This is a genomic window from Spiroplasma endosymbiont of Villa modesta, assembly GCF_964030925.1.
Lineage (GTDB): Bacteria > Bacillota_I > Bacilli_A > Mycoplasmatales > VBWQ01 > Spiroplasma_E.
In genome coordinates this window covers 1,708,169-1,727,648 of record NZ_OZ034992.1, presented here as the reverse complement: position 1 = coordinate 1,727,648, position 19,480 = coordinate 1,708,169, and the positions used below count along the sequence as shown (strand labels likewise).

The following is a 19,480-nucleotide window of genomic DNA, read 5'->3' as shown; positions in this document are numbered from 1 at the left end:
TTATAAAATAACATCAATTTTAGCATTATTTTTAGCAATAATTGGATTAATCATGGGGGGTGCTTATCCATGAAAGTAATAAACTTAATAAATTTTTAAAACCAAATCATGAATGAGTTTTTGGAGACACTACAATTTGAGAACATAAAAATAATTATGATATATATTTATATTTTGCTAATAAACCAGCTAGTGGAAGTAGTGACTTCAAATGAGATGGTACTTATCCCAAGGGATATTTTAAAGATTAAATCTCTAAATTTATATAAGAAATATTTTCATTATATTTATCAAATAAATTAATATTTTGTAAGTTTATTTCTTGTTTATCAGTTATTAAAATTAATTCATAATTACCAGCACCAAATATACCACTAATTTCAATCCGATTTAAGTTATTAATCGGATTTTCAATTTGTAATTCAAATTCATTATTGTTAACAATTTGCAATATTTCTTTATAAAATTCTAGTTTTGAAAATAATTGTGATTTATTTGAACCATATAAATTTAAAGCATTTTCAATTTTAACTTTATCAATAATTAATCTTGTAAAATATTTACCATATTCTCCATTACCAAGCGTTCAATCAGCAGGAATTAATGAAGGAATATTATTGCTTTCTAGTTCATTAGTTATGGATAATCAATTAAATTGGTTATCATCTAATTTGAATAATTCATTTTGACTAATGTCATTGTTTTTTAATTTAATATTATTTATATCCGTAAAATCAAAATATGCAGATTTTAATACTACTTTTACATCTTTAAATTCTCAAACTTTATCAGGAGTGGAATGTATAGGATTTGATTTTAATTCAAAATAATAAGGCAATAATAATTTATAGTCATCATTTAAATTATTATTAATAGACATGGTTGAATAAATATTTTTTGATAACATTATAACTATTTGTTTTAATATTTTAACTTGTGGTAAATTTGTATAGTTAGGATAATCTAATTCTCATTGTTTAAATAAATTAGTAATAACATCACTTGGTTTTTGTCCTTCAAATTTACTACGTAATCTATCTAAATCATTTAATTGATTTGGGTTTAAACTTGCACCATCAAAATTTCTATTATAACTATATGTATAAGTTAGCATATCTAATAATACTTTTTGTAAACTATCAATTGGTGGTCTATCTTTTATTTCTAATTCAACATCATGAAATTTATTAGTTGTAGAAATAAATAAATTATAGTTATCTACTAAAAATCATGATTCTAATTTTTTATCTTTTAATTCTATTTCATCGGATAATGGTCATACTTTTAAATTTTTAGTAACATCATAACCAATTTTAGCATTAGTTACTCTTGCATTATTAATAATTTCTTTTCTTGTTTCTTTACCCCCACCAATAGCAATTAAATCTAAAACTGATTTTTCTTGTCCTATAAATTGTTTTGCAAGATTTCAAGGTAATATTTGTTCACTAAATCACTGTTGTAATATTCTAACTTTTGGTTGAGTTTCAATAGGCATTGATAACAGCGGAAATGCTATCTTATCTTTAACAAATAACTTTGGGTATACTTCCATATTGTCAACTTCACCAAGTACCTTTATATTCCCAAAAATCATGCTTCTAGGCGCTTTAATTTTTAAACCAATTACTTTGGTATCTTTGTCTAATGGTTTTTGTAATTTAATAATAATTGGATAACCATCTCTTGTTTTAAAATCTTTAATTTTAATAATAGTAATACTTTTAGTACTTCTTGTTTTTGGATTTTGATAAGGTTGTGAATAATTATTAATGATTTATATTTTGGACATATTCCGTAATTAAATTTAATTAATTGTCAATAAAATTGTTTTAAAACTATTTAGTGTTATTGAATATAGAAATAAATATTTTTTGAAAAAATAGTTTAAAAAATGAGTTTACATTTTAAACAAAAAATTGTTAATAATATTTTTATATTAACTCGATAAAAATTTAAATTTTAAAAAAATATTTTTAATATTTTTTTTATTTTAATGGTTTTATTTTATTAAAAATTTCACAAAGTAAGTTAAATCTTAAGTACATAAGTCTAAATTTAGATTTTCTACATTTATTTACTAAAATTTTGAATCTTTTCAATCAAGCAAAGACATGTTCAACTTTAATTCTAATTTTAGATACAATCTTATTGTATTTTCTTTCTTGTTTAGTTAATTTTTTATTTTTAGTTCTTTTAATTGGTATTATTGTATTTTTATAAATATTTTGTATACCTTGATATCCTAAATCACCAATAATTATTGTTTTTTCTGAAAATTCAAGATTTGAATTTTTTAATATTTGAAAATCATGCACTTTACCATTATCAGCAAAAATATCAACAATTTTTTTATTAAAAAAATCATATACAATTTGAAATTTTATAGAATACATTCAACTTTTACCAGAAAAATATTCTAACTGTAGTTTTTTTTAGTTGGTCTTTCAATTTCAATCTTAGTTGAATCAATTAAATAAAATTGAAATTCATTTGAATTTTCTTGTTTTTTATCAATTTTTAATTTATATCTTTCTTTTAAAAATTGGTAATCTTTGTGGTTACTAAGTTTATTTTCTACTCAAGTAATATTTCGAAAACAACTTGATGGGCTCATTTTAGATTTAATACTCATTTGAAAAAAAGTATAATATTCTTTTCAGTATAATAAAGTCATCATTAATCTTTCTTCTACTGAAAGTTTATTTTTTCGACCTTTATTTTTTTCTAATTTTTCTATTTCAATTAATTTTTCTAACATTTCATTAAAATGAAAACGTTTTATACCAAAATATCTGTAAAATTCTTCATTTTTTAATTTTTTTAAATTTTCAAAAATCATTTTTATCAACACTTTTCTAAATTTATTGTTAATAACAAAATTATAAAATAAATTTTAAAATTATTAATTGACTTTTAAAAAATTTAATTACGGAATATGTCTTTTGATATATTAGATAATTTAATTGAAAATTTAATTTAAAAATGATTGATAAATAAAATTATTGTTTATAGATTTTAAATTTTTTTTGCATAAGATGTTAAAAATAAAGTACGAATTGTTTACTAGAAATATTGCGAAATAATAATTATAAAGAGGTAAAAGGATGTTAAAATTTTCAAAAACATTATCTAACATTGGTATTTATCTACTTTTGACAACATTAATGCCGGTAATGGTTATTTCTATAATTATGATTTCTTTAAAAGGATTAATGGAAAGTTCTTATGAATTATTATGGAAGTTTGGAGAATGATTACAAGAAGTTTTTGATTCTGGATTAAGTACTATTCAATGATTAGGATGAATTATATTGATAGCTTGTCTAACAACTTATGGTATTCTTATATTTATTTTAGTTATGATAAATTCAAGAAAAGCATTTGAACAAAGAATTGGTTATATTCTTGGTTTAGTAATTGGAGTTGGTACAATTGGTGTTACATTATTACTATTAATTATTGTTAGTATTGCCAGTCTTGGCAATGGAGTAATAACTTTAGTATTAGGGTGGTTGGCCCTTAATTACTGGACCATTTTTGATATAAAATTCTAAATTTTAATTTGTAAAATTGGTGGTTTTAGAAATTTAGAATGTATTCTTTCATAATTATAAAACATAACATATTGATTTACATCATTTATAGCTTCATTGATGGATAAATATTGATTTGATCCTTTAGGTAGTCATTCTTGAGATAAATGAGAAAATCAGTTTTCAGATAATACATTACCACCAATATCATAAGGTTGTTTTTTGCTTAAAATTATTTGTTTATCCTCTGCTCATTTTGTGATATCCTGACAATAAAATTCGTTGGCGTTATCTGAATGTAAAATAACATTTTTTACTTGATTTCAAGAAAATTGTTTGTTGATTTTTTCAAGAGCAGGAAGAATTAAATCCTGATATGATTTATTAGGAGCAATATTATAACTAACAACATTATTTGAATAAAAATCAATAATTACAAAAAGATATAATCATCCTTCTTTAGTATTTATTTGTTTAGTGTCCATTGATCAAATTTGATTTGAAGAGGTTGTACTTTTATAATCTTTGTTTACTTTATCCATTGTAGGTATTCACTTATTTGGATTTTTTTTGTTTTTAGGATAGTTATTTTTAGTTTGTTTTAATCCTTGAATATTGTGTTCTTTCATAATTTTTCGCATTTGTTTTATTGATAATTCTATATTTAAAATGATATTTTTTTCTTGTTTTAATCACTCTTTAAAAGCTGAAAAAATTCTTAAATATCCATAAATTCTGCCTTTTCTTGTAGAATGAAATTCGATTAAAAGTTGGCATATTTTTTGATATTTATGATTGCATTTAATAATATGATTTTCTTCTTTTTTAATAGGTTTTTGTTTATTTTTTAAAAAGTAATATGTTGATCTGTTTAATTGAAGATATTGACATAGGTTTCTAATTGAATATTGATTTTTACAATCATCAATAATTTTAATTTTTTCTTTGATATTTAATTTGTTAATTACTAATGCTATTTGTTTAATTTTATCCATTAATAAAAATCCTTTCAGGTTAAAATTAGTGTTAATTATATAACACAATTGTTTTTAGAATACATTCAGGTTTTTTAAATTAATGGTCTAGTAAAAAGGGCTAAGTGGCGGTTTAATTAGTGCAAAAAATATTATAAATTTATGAGATGCAAAGAAAAAGTAGATATAATCTACTATTTGTTATTTATGTATTTACTTCATGGTAATTGTAAATTTGTTAATGTATAATGCATTAATTGTCGATGTATGCTAATAATTAAAACGTTAAATATTGTTACAATAAGTAAAATTCATCAATGATCGTTTAAAGTATTAAAATAATCAAGTTTGCTTTTAAAAACGGCAGTTTCAACTAACATAAATAATGCATTTAAAATGAAAAAAATTAATCAACCAAAACTAAATAGAATAATTAGATAACGATAAAATTTAGTTTGAAAAGTACTACCTTTGACTTTAATTTGATAAACTGTTTCATAAGTATAATGATTAATAGAAAAAGCAAACAAAATTAATAGAATTAAACTATTTATGCCAACTATTAATAAAATATTAATTATTTTTTCACTAGTAGTATTTATTAAAATTGAACCTATTATTATAAATATAATTTGAACAATTAATCACAAAATGCTAACATAAAAAAAACTTTTTTTTGTTCAGTATTTAATTAATTCATTTTCCATTTTGTATCACCATATTAATTTTAGTATATTTTATGCAAATATAGAATAAAATTTATCTTTTTATAATTTTTCATAACATAATAAGTTTGGGAATAACTAAAATTAGAGAGAGAAATAAAATGGCAATTGAAGTAGAAATTAGGCGTATACGTCTAAGACTTGGTTGAACGCAAGCATATTTGGGGAAATTAGTAGGTGTTCGTCAAGCAACAATTAGTAGAATTGAGAGTAATGCTAAAAATTCTTCATGAGGAATAATTCATAAAATTCTTTTAGCATTATTAGTAGATATGAATGATATAAAAGGTTTTACGCATGATTTTGTATTAAAAGAAAATGATTTTGAACTATTTATTAAACTGTTAATGGCTAATTCACAATTAAAAACTAATATTTTATATAATCCTGTTCATTGTGCGCGAATTATTCTTGATGCATATAATAGAGGAATTATTAATTTTGATGAAAAATATGGTAAAAATAAAGTATAAAAAAATTGTAAATAAATATTAATATTTTTACTGTAGTACATTTTTTTATTTATAGGAGAAATTTATGAAATATTTTTTAAAATTATTAATTATTACTTTGTTAATAAATAGTTCATCAGTAGGATTAATTGGATGTAGTATTCCTAGTGTTGGTGATATTTGAATAATTACTGATGGTGGTGATTTATTCGATAAAGCTTTTAATCAGCAAGTATTAGAAGGTTCAAAAGAGTTTACTAAAACATTTAATGATAATCGTATTATGATTAGTAATTTACCCGGTAATGAAGTTTGAAAAAATAAAAAAATGAAAACGTGTTGAATTATTTCACGAGATAGTACCGTTTCAACTTTACAAAATAATTATAATTTAGCAACATTTGCTGGTGCTAAAACAATTATTGTTGTTGGCTTTAATCATCTTGGTGCATTAACACCAGCTATTCAAAATCAATATAAAAAGTTAGGTGTTCGTTTTATTTTAGTTGATGCTAAATTAGAAAAGCCAGTTGATGTAGCGTGTTTAAGTTATTCAGCAGAACAATCAGGGTTTTTATCAGGATTAGCAGGAGCAATATGATTAGCTGCTAATCATGAAACATATGATGATAATGGTTTAAAAATGTCAACTTTTGGTGGTTTACCAGCTGATACTATTGTTAGTTATATGATGGGTTATTATTGAGGTGTATATTATTTTAATAAATATCGTAATAGCAATGATAATTTATTGGAAATGACTAATGCCATTAGAATTAAAGAGGGTAAGGAAAAAAATGAAAAATGAACTAATAAATTTGATATTCATTTTGATAAAATTGCTAAACAATTTACAGGTAGTTTTGAATCTGGTACAAAATCATCAAAAGCGATAACTTCACAATTAATTGATGGATATAAAGATGATATTGTAATGCCTGTTGCAGGAGCACAAACAATTGATTTAGTATCAGCTGTTAAAAACTCTACTACTAATAGCAAAGCAAAAATTATTGGTGTCGATGTTGATCAAAGTGTTCAATATAGTTATGCTAAAGATATTTTTATTACATCAGCTTTAAAAGGAATTCATAAGTCAGTTAATACTTGATTATGACATTCTTTTAATTTAGATTATAATGAGGATGGTATTAAACCTATTAATGGTGAACAATACTTTGATGGTAGCATACCACAACCAGCATTAGGTGGTCAGCAATATCTTGGAATTGCTAATAATGATTCTATTAGTGTTATTTATAATAACTTAATTATTGATAGTAATGATTATTGACATTTAGCACAAAAAGTAACTGATGCTTATAATAAATTAGTTGCTGATTTAGCTAATGATTCTACTCGTGATAAGTGAGAAAATGCTTGAAAAAATTATGTTGATGAAAGTGTTGAAAAGTATAAACCACAGTTTTAATAAAACTTTACTATATATTTTAAAAAAATTATAATTATTCTTGAATTTTTAAAGAATAAGTTTTATTATCTTATATAATGGTAGTTATGCCATTAAAAGGAGAAACTAGTGTTTAGAGTTAATTGTGAAAATAAGAAAATAATTAATATTAAATACATATATACTGTATTTTTTAATAGTAAGTTATTCCCACCCATTTATTTTCAAAATTTATTTATACACAGTTTTATTTTATTTTGAATAATTGAATTAAGAAAGCAATGTTTTTGCTTTCTTTTTTTATATTTTTTTTATATAAATATTTATATATAATTGTAGGAGGAATATAATAGTATGCGTAAAATTTTTACTGTATTTAGTGCAATATCATTGTCAGTAATAATGATATTACCAATCATTGCTTGCAATAGTCAGTTTAATGATCCAAATATTTATCGAATAACTGTTGTAACTGATGGACATACTATTAATGATGCTTCTTTTAATGAATCATCATATAATGCTGCCCTCAAGTTTAAACAAGAGTTTAATGATTGAACACATAGTGATTATGTTGATCCTCAATATAAAAATAAAAGAGTTGAGGTTTCTTGAGATAATCCCCAATTAACTAATACTGATGATTTAATGACATCATATAATAAAGCCGTTTTCATAAACAGTAAAGTAATTATTGCTTCAGGATTTTTACATCATAATGCTTTGGTTAAAGCACAAAATACTATTTTAAAACATAAAGTGAAATTTATTTTTATTGATGGTGATACTCCAAATAAAGAAGTACCAAAATCTAATAAGCAATTGGTTGGTTTACTTTACAAAGCAGAACAATCAGGCTTTTTAGCCGGATTGGCAGGGGCAATATGGTTAACTGCTCATGCTAATCAATATGGTGGACTTGATAATTTAAAAATGTCAACCTATGGTGGACTTGATATTCCAGCAGTTACTAATTATATGTATGGTTATTATTGAGCCATACAGTTTTTTAATAATAAATTTAAAAATAAAGAAGATGAAGAAAAATTAATATCATGAGTTAAAATTTTAAATTCAGATTTTAAAGAATCATTACCAAATATTAAATTTATAACTTCAGGTACTCAATTTAGTGGTGATTTTACTCAAGGTTCAAAAGGTTCACAAGCAATTAATGATGATCTTGCTCGACAAAAAACTAATATTATTTTTCCGGTAGCAGGACCACAAACCGAAGATACTTTATCATCATTAAAAAAATCTGGTCAAGGTAAAATTATTGGTGTTGATACAGATCAACAACTTCAATACCCACAATCTGCAGATAGGTTTATTACTTCTGCAGAAAAAGATTTAATTAGTTCAATTAAACTTATGCTCTGAAAATCAGTTGGTAAAACTGATCAGAATCCAGAGCATCCAACTGATCCAACTGCCGATCAAACATTTATTGATGATGCACCATACAGAGGTGGACCTAATTTTACTGGAATAGCACCAAATAAAGCAATTAAAGATGGTGATAAAGATATTTACACACCATTAATGACAGAAACTACTAATTGATTAGATAAAATTTCTGCTGGATGACAAAAAGTACTCAATTTAAAAGATCATTATTGAATTAATGGTATTAAAAAAGAATATGATCCATTTAAATAATTAAGAGGGGTGATAAAATGCAAGTAAATATTGAAAAACAGAACTTACAATATGCTGTTGAAATGGAAGGTATTACTAAAGTTTTTTTAGATACTATTATTGCTAACAATAATATTTCTATTAAAATTAAAAAAGGAGAAATTCACGCTTTGGTTGGCGAGAATGGTGCAGGTAAATCGACACTAATGTCAATCTTATTTGGACTATATCAACCAACAAAAGGTATTATTAAAATTAATGGTAAAGAAGTAGTAATATCAGGACCAATTAGAGCAGGCGAATTAGGTATTGGAATGGTACATCAACATTTTAAATTAGTTGATAACTTCACTATTTTACAAAATATTATTTTAGGTAGTGAACCAGTTCATAAATGACAGTGAATTAATTATAAAAAAGCTAAATCTAAAATTTTAGAAATTTCAAAAAAATATAAATTAGACATTAAACTTAATTTAAAAATTGAGAATGCTAGTGTTGGTATGCAACAACGTGTTGAAATTTTAAAAGTTCTTTATCGTGGTGCTAGTATTATTGTACTTGATGAACCAACCGCGGTTTTAACACCACAAGAAATTACTAGTTTATTAACAATTATTGAAGAACTTAGACGTGATGGTAAAACTATTATTTTTATTAGTCATAAATTAGAAGAGGTTAAACAAGTTGCTGATAATGTTACAGTAATTCGTTTAGGTAAAGTTATTGAAACTTTTGAATCTAAGAGTAAAACTAAAGAAGAAATTGCTACTTTGATGGTTGGTAGAGATTTAGTTGATATTAGAAATCAAGGTAATGTTGTATTAGGGCCAGTATTATTAAAAATTGATAATTTATTTGTTCATAAAATTGGTAATAGGAAATCAATAATGGGTCTTTCTGATTTTAGTTTAGAAGTTAAGTCACGAGAAATTGTGGCTATTGCTGGTATTGAAGGTAATGGTCAAACTGAATTAATTTCAGCAATTACTGGTTTGATTAAGCCAGAAAAAGGTGATATTTTTTTTGGTAATAAGAATATGAAACACAGTTCAATTCAAAGTTTATATAAAAGTGGTTTAAGTCATATTCCTGAAGATCGTCATAAATATGGACTTGTTTTAGATTATAATGTTATTGATAATATGATTTTACAAAATATTAGCGAATATCCTTTTTCTAAGCATGGTTTGATTCGCAGTAAAGCTATTCAATCTTATGCACAAAATATTATTAATAATTATGATGTTCGTGGTAGTAAAAGTGGTTTTGCTTTAGTTAGAGGTTTGTCAGGTGGTAATCAACAAAAAGCGGTTGTTGGTAGAGAATTAACAAGAAAACATAAAATTTTAGTTGTTGCTCAGCCAACACGTGGCTTGGATATTGGTGCTATTGAATATATTCATAGTCGTATTCTTGATGAAAAAAATGAAGGTAATGCAGTATTATTAATTTCTTATGAATTATCAGAAGTTATGTCATTAGCAGATCGAATTGTTGTTTTACATGCTGGTAAAATTACTGGTAATGTTAGTGCTAAAAATGTTACTCGTGAACAATTAGGATTAATGATGGCGGGACAAAAAATGTTAATGGAAGGAAATGAAGATAATGTTTAAACAAAAAACATGATTTTTAAAACGACGAAGTCGTTTATATCTTGGTTCAAAAGAAATGAATAGTAGTCTTACTAAATTTAAGGGTTCAATTTTTGCCATTATTTTTGGATTAATTATTGCTTGTTTTGTTATAATTGGTTCAGGTCAAAATGCTTTTACTTATTTTCAGTTGTTATTAACATATGCTTTTACAAGTTGGCCAGCTAATAATTGAGATAATACTTTAGTTTGATGAGCAATTTATATTGTAGCAGGATTAGCACTAGTTATTTCTTTCCGCTCAGGAATGTTTAATATTGGAGTTGCGGGTCAAATGTTAGCAGCAGGAGCTGTTGTTATCGCAATTGGTGTCCGTTATGACTTATCACAACCATTAGCTATAATTAGCGCGCTTTTTGCTGGAGTATTAGCAGCAATATTGGTGGCGTTGGTAACAGTGTTATTAAAAGTTTTTTTTAATGTTCATGAGGTTGTTACTTCTATTTTATTAAATTGAACAATTTGATATTTAGTAAAATGACTATTTAAAATCAATAAAGATTTATATGATGCTGATCATGGAACATCAGCAACTATTCATGATAGTATGAGTATGAGTATTAATGGTTATAATTGTATACTACCATTATTAATTTCTATTATTTTAATAATAACAGTTTGATTCTTATTGAAAAAAACAACTTTAGGTTATAAAATTCGAACAGTAGGTTTAAATCCATTTGCTGCGGTTTATAGTGGTATTAATCATAAACATTATTGCATAACATCATTTGTTATTTCAGGAGCATTAGCAGGAGTAATGGCTGTTATTTATTATATTGCCAAAAATCCTTCAATTAGTTTTTTAACTGATGATTTACCAACTATTGGTTTTGATAGTATAGCTGTTGCCTTAGTTGGTCAAATTAATCCAATAGGTGTTGTGGGTTCTGCTTTTCTTTGGGGCTTAATTAAGAGTGGTGGTTCAATTGGTTCAGTATTAACATTACCAACAGCAACTGGTGATATTATTTTTGGTGTTATTATTTATTCAGCTGCTTGTGCAGTTTTATTATCTCGTTTACAGCCAATTAAATTTTTAATTCGTTATTTAAATATAGCCTTTGATGGAGAAAAACGAAAAGTTACAAATAGTTTTATTGCCAAGATGTACTATCATTTTATTGAAAATTTTAAAATAAAGAGACAATATAATAAGTTAAAATCAGATTTAATTAAAGAAAAAAATAATAAAATTAATCACTTAAAGATAGAATATAATAAGTCATTATCAGATTATGAGTCAAAAGTTAAAAATTTAAAACAAAATCTTTCACAAGAAATTAATAAATTGAAACAAGAATTAAGTGATCAATTAAAGTCATTAAAAAATGAATTAGTTAAAACTAATGTTAAAAAATTAAAAGAACAATTAATTTTAAAAAAATGTCAACTTCAAATTACTTATAAAATTGAAACTAAGGAATTAATTAAAAAATATAAAATTGATAAAGAACAATTAAAAGGAAAATATAATAAAATACTATGAGATGATAAGTCAGTACTTAAAAATTTAAAACAAAATCTTTCACAAGAAATTAATAAATTGAAACAAGAATTAAGTGATCAATTAAAGTCATTAAAAAATGAATTAGTTAAAACTAATGATAAAAAATTAAAAGAACAATTAATTTTAAAAAAATGTCAACTTCAAATTACTTATAAAATTGAAACTAAGGAATTAATTAAAAAATATAAAATTGATAAAGAACAATTAAAAGGAAAATATAATAAAATACTATGAGATGATAAGTCAGTACTTAAAAATTTAAAACAAAATCTTTCACAAGAAATTAATAAATTGAAACAAGAATTAAGTGATCAATTAAAGTCATTAAAAAATGAATTAGTTAAAACTAATGTTAAAAAATTAAAAGAACAATTAATTTTAAAAAAATGTCAACTTCAAATTACTTATAAAATTGAAACTAAGGAATTAATTAAAAAATATAAAATTGATAAAGAACAATTAAAAGGAAAATATAATAAAATACTATGAGATGATAAGTCAGTACTTAAAAATTTAAAACAAAATCTTTCACAAGAAATTAATAAAGTTAATAGTGATATCAACTTACAGTTACAAGCAGTTATTAGTAATAAAAATGATAAAGTTGGTGTTAATTGAGCACAATTTTTCCAAGAAAATAAAGCTTTAAATCATTATATATATAAACAATATAATGCAATTTGAAAAAAAGGTAAAATTGGTAATTGAAATAATTTTCAACAAGAAATAAAAACGATTTATGGTGAAAGTTTAAATATGTATATTAATGAAAAAATGAAATATGAAAATAATGTTTATAACTATAAGCAAGATTTACTTCGAGAAATAGTATTATTAAAAAAACAAAAAGCAATATTAGATAAGTCAAGAGTAAAAGATTTAAAATTAAATCTTTATCGAGAAATTAATAAATTGAAACAAGAATTAAGTGATGAATTAAAGTCATTAAAAAATCAAACAATTAACACTGACGATAAAAAAATAAAAAAACAATTAATTTTAGCAAAACATCAACTTCAAACTAATTATAAAAATAATGTTAAAGACTTAATTAAAAATTATAAAATTGACAAACAGCAATTAAAAAGTCAAATTATCCCAATTAATAGTAATATTAATATATTAACTAAACAATTTACTAAAAAAGCGGAAATTGAAAAAACAACTTTTATTAATAAATTTACTGATATCTTTAAAAATGAACAACAAGCAATTATGAAAATAAAAACCGAAAGAACAGGAGGAAAAAGTTAATGGAAGCACTCAAAATAATTCTTGAACATTCTAGTTTAATTTTTGTTGTTTTAGTACTTGGTGCATTATCTGGATTAATTTCAGAACGTGCTGGTGTTGTTAATATTGGTATTGAAGGAATGATGACAATTGGTGCACTTGCTTTTTCTTCATTTGGAAAAAATATAGGTGTTAATTGAGGTAATTGATCACAAATTGTTGCTTTATTAGTAGCTGGATTAGCGGGAATGGGATTTGCTTGTTTCCATGCTTTTGCATCAGTTACTTTAAAATCTGATCAAATTATTTCTGGCGTTGCAATTAATATTTTAGCAGCAGCAATTGCAGTTTTTGTTGTTCAGTTACCAGGGAATAATGGTTTTATTTCATTAACAAATATTTATCAATTACCAAAAATTGGTAATAATGAATTTTTTAATTTATATTTATTTTTAGCGATTATAGTTTTAGTAAGTATTGCTATTATTCTAAAATATACTAAATGAGGATTACATCATGTTGCGACTGGTGAAAATCCCAATGCGGTTGATGCTGCAGGAATTAATGTTATTAAACAACGATATGTTGCTGTATTATTATCTGGTTTTTTAGCAGGAATTGCTGGTGGTATTTTTCCAATGTATGCTAGTCAAACTTTTCGTGGGACAGTTAGTGGAAATGGTTTTATTGCTTTAGCTATTTTAATTTTTGGACAATGAAGAGTACCGTTGATTACAATTGGTGCTGCCTTATTTGCTATTGTTGAAACAACAGGTGCCAGAATTACGTTTTTACCAAATATTCCTCAATGAATATCAAGTAATTCTGATATATGGAATATATTGCCTTTTGTAACATCTTTATTAGTTTTAGTGTTTACATCAAAATGAAGTAAAACACCAAAAGCATTGGGTATTGCTTTCAATAAATCTAAACGATAAAATTAGTTATTAAGAATTTGAAAGAAATTGCAATAATACAGTTTTATTTATCAAAAAAAATAAATATAATTTTTGATAGATAGAAAAAATGTGGTAAAAGTTTAAATTAAATTTAATTAATTATGTTTATAGGAGGAGCAAAACATATGGATAATGAAAGTATAGTTATTAATGTACCTTATTTATTTCAAAAAAATAAAGAAAAAAGACAAGAATATAAACAAAGACCTGAAGTAAAAGAAAAAAAACGAGAATATGATAAAAAAAGATATCAACGCAATAAAGAAAAAAAGCAAAAACAAATAGAATTGCAATCTAGTCATGTTTCTACTTTAAAACAAAATTTTGATTTAAGCAGTTTTAATTGTGATGATATGTGTAGTGAACAAATAAAAAATATTGCATGAGATGTTTTAGAATCACAACTTTATTCAGAAACACAAGAAACAGAAGTAGATAAGTTGTTAGAGGAAATAGAATTTGAATATATGGCTAATGAAGAACAAAGTTCGGTACTAAGTAGTGAAAATTTGTCATCTAATTTAATTTTTGATGATATGTGTGGTGAACGAGTTATAAAAGATGTATTAAATAATTTAGAATTAGATCAATTAAATTTATTAGATAAATCTATTGAACAATTGTTACTTAGTGAAAAAATAGCAGAACAAAACTTTGAATGAAATAATAGTATTCTATTTGTAAGTAATTTAGATAGTGATATTTATGATTATAATTCAGTAACGACACTTATTCCTTAATTAAATTTATTTTTAATTGTTAATTTTTACTTAAACTTAAAAAAATAAAATTTTATAGTTGAATTTTTGGGAAACACAAAGTACTTTTTTAATTACAAAACAAGTCTAGTGTAAAATAATTAGGTATAGGAATATTGGGGGTGTTTATTTTATGGCATTATTAGTGGCACATCGTGGATTTCGTTCTACAGAAGGTGAAAATCGAATCATTGATTTCCAAAATGCTTTGAAAATTTGCCAAGCAGTAGAGTTTGATATTCGATTAACAAAAGATAATAAAGTAATTATTTTTCATGATGATACATTTGAAAGAATTGCCAATAATAAAAGTGAGGTTAGTAGTTTATTATATGAAGAAATTATTAATTTGGAATTTTTTAAAAATAATAAAGAATGAATTCCACCATTATTTAATGATTTTATTGAAAAATTAAGTAAAAATTATCAAATGATTAATGTTGAAATTAAAGAAGAAATTAATCGTAAATATACCTCAAATCAATTAATGGTTATTTTTTCAGAAATTAAAAAATTAGAAAAAAAAAGTAAAGCTGAAATTATTGTTTCTTCATTTAATCACCAGTTATTAAACGAAATTGTTAAAAGAATTAAATATCCTATGAAAAAAGGTTATTTATTTGAAAATAAAAATGATTTTAATGAAAGGTATATTAAAAACTTTGATTATTTGCATCCTTCAATTTCCGTAGTTTTAGATTTTGAAATGATTAGTAAGTTAAAAAAATTAAAAAAACCGTTAAATATATGAACATTTAAGAGTGATGAAGAAGCTGTGAAGATAAATGAAATCTATGGTAATCAAGTAGCTGGCTATATTAGTGATAATCCTAAATTATTATGAAAGCAGAAAAATAAATAATGAAGATATTTTTAAGTAAATGTTGAAAAAGTTTTACGCACGACTTGGATAATAAAACTATTTTGATTATTAGCATTTTAGCTTTATCTGATTTATTTGTTTTTAGTGGAGTACTTTATTTACGATATATTATTCCTAACTTTAATCAGTATATTAATTTAAATCAAGATGAGTTTGATTTTGTTGTTGCTATTTATGGTTTTGTTGCTCTTATTTCTAGAATTCCAGGCGGTTGACTTACTGATCGTTTTAGTGCAAAAAAAATAATGATAGTGTCACTTATAATAACTGGATTATGTGGTTTATGATGAACATTAATAATTCAACTTAATATGGATAAAAATATACGAATGATTCAATTGTATATTATTTATACAATATGGGGTATTTCGATTGCCGGACTTTTTTGAGCACCACTTTGAAAATTAGTATCACAGAATGTAACAAAAGAACAACAAGGTGTTGCTTATGGTCTTGAAGGCACAGTTTTGGGATTATTTGGTTTAATTTTTATTGCTGGAATTGCAACAGGAATAACAATTTTAACTAAAAATTTACAAAATCAGTATGGTCAAAATGATTTTATTACAAAAATACCATTTTTAGTTTTTGCTTATTTTATTTGTGGTATGGTACTTATAATGGCATTATTAGTTTGAATATTTATTCCTAATAAAAAACGTGAAGAAACAGAAATTATTTGAAAAGAAAAAATAATTTCACTATTTCAACCAATGAAATTTTTGCGAGTTTGACTTTGTGGTATTTTTGTTTTTGGAATGTACATGTTCCAGTCTACTTTTGCATATTATATGAAAGATGCTTTAACAGAAGTTGGTGTTACTGTTGGTGTAGTAACTATTATTGGTGGAATTCGTTCATATGGTTTAAGATTTTTAGTTGCTAGTCCAATTGGTCGTTGAGCTGATAAGTGAAAGTCTTACGTTTTGGGTTTAATATTTTTATTATTAGTTGGAATGATTGCATGTTCTTTATATGTAGTTATCCCTGGTTGAGGTAATGCTTGATTTTTACATTCATCAAAAGCAGTTCAAATTTTATTTCAAGTTATAATGTGTTTACTTTTTATGTTTATTGGTTGTGTAGGTTGAGCATTATTGACGTTAAGATTTGTTCAAGTTGGAGAATTACCAATGGAAAAAAATAGTTATGCTAGTACAATATCATTAATTTCTTGAATTGCTTTTACTCCAGATGCTTGATTTAATTATGTTGCTTCAGCCATTGGAAAATTGCCAAATAATTCTTATGTGGTTGATGGTCATCGAAATTATTCATTGCAGGGAATTCAAATTTTATTAATTATTGCTATCGTTTGTGTTTTAGTTGGTTTAATTGCCGGAATAATTATTTATATTTTAAATAAACGAGAGTTAAAGAAACTAAATAAAACTTCATTTCGTTTTCGTGAGTTAGGAAACGTTTAATTATTTAATTTAATTAAATGATAATATTTTATAAAACTTGAAAATAGTATATTAAAGATTCTTTTATAAAAAGAAACATACCATTATTTATATTTTCTTCTTTTTGGTTTATAATAAATTAAGTATCGTTTTTGTTTATGTTTGCTTTTATAATTTTTTATGTTAAGATTTGTTTGTTATTAAAATATATAGAATTAGTTTTAAAAACTAGAATTACGGAGTTTTATATATGGATATTCAGCAAGATTTTTTATGTTAAAAAGATTTTTTATGCTTGTTATGTTAAAAATGTAGTTTTACCTATTTCATTTTTAAATAATATTGGAAATAAAAAAGGTAAATGTTATTCTTGGTAATAAACAAAAGTTAAGAAATAATACTGTTCGTACTAAAACTAATTTAATTCAAAAAGCATTACATAATTTTTATGATAGTAAAATGTTGAGTTTTGTTACTTTAACTTATAAAGATAATATACAAGATATTAAAAAAGCAAAAAAAGATATTCGTTTATTTTTTATTAAATTAAAGAAATGATGAAATGACCCTAAACGTTTTGAACATTTAGGAGAATTAAAATATTTTTATGTTTATGAATATTAATCTCGTGGTGCTATTCATTTTCATATAATTTTTAATAGAAAGATACATAAAAGTATGTTAGCAGAATGATGAACTTACGGTTTTAATGATTTAAAAGTAGTTAAAAAAGGTACAAATGAATTTGTTATTAAATATTTAGGAAAATATGTTACAAAAGCAATAGATGATGTTAAATCTATAAATCAAACAGATGTAGGTGTAAAGGCTTATGCTTTTAGTCGTAATTGTAAAAATCCTATTGTGGTTCGTGGTATTAAGAAATTGACAATTGGAGATATAATTAAAGCAAGTTTTAATGCTACAAATGTATTTTATTTTAAAACTCAAAGAGATAGTAGTGGTGATACTGTTATGATTGGTGGTATTATTGAAAGTATTGTTGTAAATGATTATTTTAAAGAATATGAAGATTACGAAAGATATGTATATTTAAGTGCTTTGTCCCATAAGCATTATTTACGGACTAGTGAAATAGGTTACTTAATTCAAAAAGATAAAGGACATATTCCGTAATTAAATTTAATTAATTGTCAATAAAATTGTTTTAAAACTATTTAGTGTTATTGAATATAGAAATAAATATTTTTTGAAAAAATAGTTTAAAAAATGAGTTTACATTTTAAACAAAAAATTGTTAATAATATTTTTATATTAACTCGATAAAAATTTAAATTTTAAAAAAATATTTTTAATATTTTTTTATTTTAATGGTTTTATTTTATTAAAAATTTCACAAAGTAAGTTAAATCTTAAGTACATAAGTCTAAATTTAGATTTTCTACATTTATTTACTAAAATTTTGAATCTTTTCAATCAAGCAAAGACATGTTCAACTTTAATTCTAATTTTAGATACAATCTTATTGTATTTTCTTTCTTGTTTAGTTAATTTTTTATTTTTAGTTCTTTTAATTGGTATTATTGTATTTTTATAAATATTTTGTATACCTTGATATCCTAAATCACCAATAATTATTGTTTTTTCTGAAAATTCAAGATTTGAATTTTTTAATATTTGAAAATCATGCACTTTACCATTATCAGCAAAAATATCAATAATTTTTTTATTAAAAAAAACATATACAATTTGAAATTTTATAGAATACATTCAACTTTTACCAGAAAAATATTCTAACTGTAGTTTTTTTTAGTTGGTCTTTCAATTTCAATCTCAGTTGAATCAATTAAATAAAATTGAAATTCATTTGAATTTTCTTGTTTTTTATCAATTTTTAATTTATATCTTTCTTTTAAAAATTGGTAATCTTTGTGGTTACTAAGTTTATTTTCTACTCAAGTAATATTTCGAAAACAACTTGATGGGCTCATTTTAGATTTAATACTCATTTGAAAAAAAGTATAATATTCTTTTCAGTATAATAAAGTCATCATTAATCTTTCTTCTACTGAAAGTTTATTTTTTCGACCTTTATTTTTTTCTAATTTTTCTATTTCAATTAATTTTTCTAACATTTCATTAAAATGAAAACGTTTTATACCAAAATATCTGTAAAATTCTTCATTTTTTAATTTTTTTAAATTTTCAAAAATCATTTTTATCAACACTTTTCTAAATTTATTGTTAATAACAAAATTATAAAATAAATTTTAAAATTATTAATTGACTTTTAAAAAATTTAATTACGGAATATGTCTAAAGATGTTTTGACTTGGGCAGAGAAAATTTTTGGTAATAAAGTTGAAAAAA

The 19,480-nt window shown here is 23.4% G+C and carries 20 protein-coding genes; 13 read left to right on the top strand and 7 right to left on the bottom strand.

The window, feature by feature from the left end; genetic code table 4:
• The first annotated feature begins 59 nt into the window (after positions 1–59).
• Positions 60–251, top strand: a complete 192-nt coding sequence (locus AAHM89_RS11020) for a hypothetical protein (protein WP_342266370.1) — start codon at positions 60–62, stop codon at positions 249–251.
• Here AAHM89_RS11020 and AAHM89_RS11015 read toward each other — a convergent pair.
• The 3 genes from AAHM89_RS11015 to AAHM89_RS11005 form a co-directional block, all read right to left on the bottom strand.
• A complete protein-coding gene (locus AAHM89_RS11015) occupies positions 248–1,597 on the bottom strand; it encodes a hypothetical protein (protein ID WP_342266369.1) in 1,350 nt (449 codons plus the stop codon). The genes AAHM89_RS11020 and AAHM89_RS11015 overlap by 4 nt on opposite strands.
• Positions 1,598–1,988: 391 nt before the next feature.
• Entirely contained in the window at positions 1,989–2,396 is a 408-nt protein-coding gene (locus tag AAHM89_RS11010) for a transposase family protein (protein ID WP_339045908.1), read from the bottom strand.
• Positions 2,397–2,419: 23 nt separating this feature from the next.
• A complete protein-coding gene (locus AAHM89_RS11005; RefSeq protein WP_342266309.1) occupies positions 2,420–2,842 on the bottom strand; it encodes a transposase family protein in 423 nt (140 codons plus the stop codon).
• 352 nt (positions 2,843–3,194) lie between these two features.
• Here AAHM89_RS11005 and AAHM89_RS11000 point away from each other — a divergent pair, with 352 nt between their 5' ends.
• Complete coding sequence (locus tag AAHM89_RS11000; RefSeq protein ID WP_342266368.1) at positions 3,195–3,557, top strand: hypothetical protein; 363 nt, start codon at positions 3,195–3,197, stop codon at positions 3,555–3,557.
• Here AAHM89_RS11000 and AAHM89_RS10995 read toward each other — a convergent pair.
• Together AAHM89_RS10995 and AAHM89_RS10990 are read right to left on the bottom strand one after the other, a co-directional pair.
• On the bottom strand, positions 3,554–4,531 hold the full coding sequence (locus AAHM89_RS10995) for an IS3 family transposase (RefSeq protein ID WP_342265776.1): 978 nt from the start codon (positions 4,529–4,531) through the stop codon (positions 3,554–3,556). The genes AAHM89_RS11000 and AAHM89_RS10995 overlap by 4 nt on opposite strands.
• Positions 4,532–4,704: 173 nt before the next feature.
• A complete protein-coding gene (locus AAHM89_RS10990) occupies positions 4,705–5,217 on the bottom strand; it encodes a hypothetical protein (protein WP_252320146.1) in 513 nt (170 codons plus the stop codon).
• A gap of 119 nt (positions 5,218–5,336) precedes the next feature.
• Between AAHM89_RS10990 and AAHM89_RS10985 the strand changes: the two genes are divergently transcribed.
• The 11 genes from AAHM89_RS10985 (at position 5,337) to AAHM89_RS10935 (ending at position 18,286) form a co-directional block, all read left to right on the top strand.
• Positions 5,337–5,708 (top strand): helix-turn-helix transcriptional regulator, encoded by a 372-nt coding sequence (locus AAHM89_RS10985; protein WP_338958114.1) that lies wholly within the window; start codon positions 5,337–5,339, stop codon positions 5,706–5,708.
• A 64-nt stretch (positions 5,709–5,772) separates the two neighbouring features.
• The gene (locus tag AAHM89_RS10980; RefSeq protein WP_342266367.1) at positions 5,773–7,119 is read left to right on the top strand and encodes a BMP family ABC transporter substrate-binding protein; all 1,347 of its coding nucleotides are present in this window, start codon (positions 5,773–5,775) and stop codon (positions 7,117–7,119) included.
• A 333-nt stretch (positions 7,120–7,452) separates the two neighbouring features.
• Positions 7,453–8,760 carry a BMP family ABC transporter substrate-binding protein gene (locus AAHM89_RS10975; RefSeq protein ID WP_342266366.1) on the top strand — a complete coding sequence of 436 codons (1,308 nt, stop codon included), beginning with the start codon at positions 7,453–7,455 and terminating at the stop codon, positions 8,758–8,760.
• Positions 8,761–8,777: 17 nt separating this feature from the next.
• Complete coding sequence (locus AAHM89_RS10970; protein WP_342266365.1) at positions 8,778–10,358, top strand: ABC transporter ATP-binding protein; 1,581 nt, start codon at positions 8,778–8,780, stop codon at positions 10,356–10,358.
• The gene (locus AAHM89_RS10965) at positions 10,351–13,161 is read left to right on the top strand and encodes an ABC transporter permease subunit (RefSeq protein ID WP_342266364.1); all 2,811 of its coding nucleotides are present in this window, start codon (positions 10,351–10,353) and stop codon (positions 13,159–13,161) included. The genes AAHM89_RS10970 and AAHM89_RS10965 overlap by 8 nt, the downstream gene beginning before the upstream one ends.
• Positions 13,161–14,081: an ABC transporter permease gene (locus AAHM89_RS10960; protein ID WP_252319468.1), complete on the top strand. Its 921-nt coding sequence runs from the start codon at positions 13,161–13,163 to the stop codon at positions 14,079–14,081. Before AAHM89_RS10965 ends, AAHM89_RS10960 begins: the two co-directional genes overlap by 1 nt.
• Positions 14,082–14,227: 146 nt before the next feature.
• The gene (locus tag AAHM89_RS10955) at positions 14,228–14,842 is read left to right on the top strand and encodes a hypothetical protein (protein ID WP_342266363.1); all 615 of its coding nucleotides are present in this window, start codon (positions 14,228–14,230) and stop codon (positions 14,840–14,842) included.
• Positions 14,843–14,993: 151 nt separating this feature from the next.
• Positions 14,994–15,722, top strand: a complete 729-nt coding sequence (locus tag AAHM89_RS10950; protein ID WP_342266362.1) for a glycerophosphodiester phosphodiesterase family protein — start codon at positions 14,994–14,996, stop codon at positions 15,720–15,722.
• A 62-nt stretch (positions 15,723–15,784) separates the two neighbouring features.
• The gene (locus AAHM89_RS10945) at positions 15,785–17,170 is read left to right on the top strand and encodes an MFS transporter (RefSeq protein ID WP_342266361.1); all 1,386 of its coding nucleotides are present in this window, start codon (positions 15,785–15,787) and stop codon (positions 17,168–17,170) included.
• A 321-nt stretch (positions 17,171–17,491) separates the two neighbouring features.
• Positions 17,492–17,773, top strand: coding sequence for a rolling circle replication-associated protein (locus AAHM89_RS10940; RefSeq protein ID WP_342266360.1), 282 nt, complete (start codon positions 17,492–17,494; stop codon positions 17,771–17,773).
• Positions 17,774–17,827: 54 nt separating this feature from the next.
• Positions 17,828–18,286: a hypothetical protein gene (locus AAHM89_RS10935; protein WP_342266359.1), complete on the top strand. Its 459-nt coding sequence runs from the start codon at positions 17,828–17,830 to the stop codon at positions 18,284–18,286.
• Positions 18,287–18,472: 186 nt separating this feature from the next.
• Here AAHM89_RS10935 and AAHM89_RS10930 read toward each other — a convergent pair whose 3' ends face one another.
• Positions 18,473–18,880, bottom strand: coding sequence for a transposase family protein (locus tag AAHM89_RS10930; protein ID WP_342266358.1), 408 nt, complete (start codon positions 18,878–18,880; stop codon positions 18,473–18,475).
• Between the two features lie 23 nt (positions 18,881–18,903).
• Positions 18,904–19,326: a transposase family protein gene (locus AAHM89_RS10925; protein WP_339045912.1), complete on the bottom strand. Its 423-nt coding sequence runs from the start codon at positions 19,324–19,326 to the stop codon at positions 18,904–18,906.
• Between the last annotated feature and the right edge of the window lie 154 nt (positions 19,327–19,480).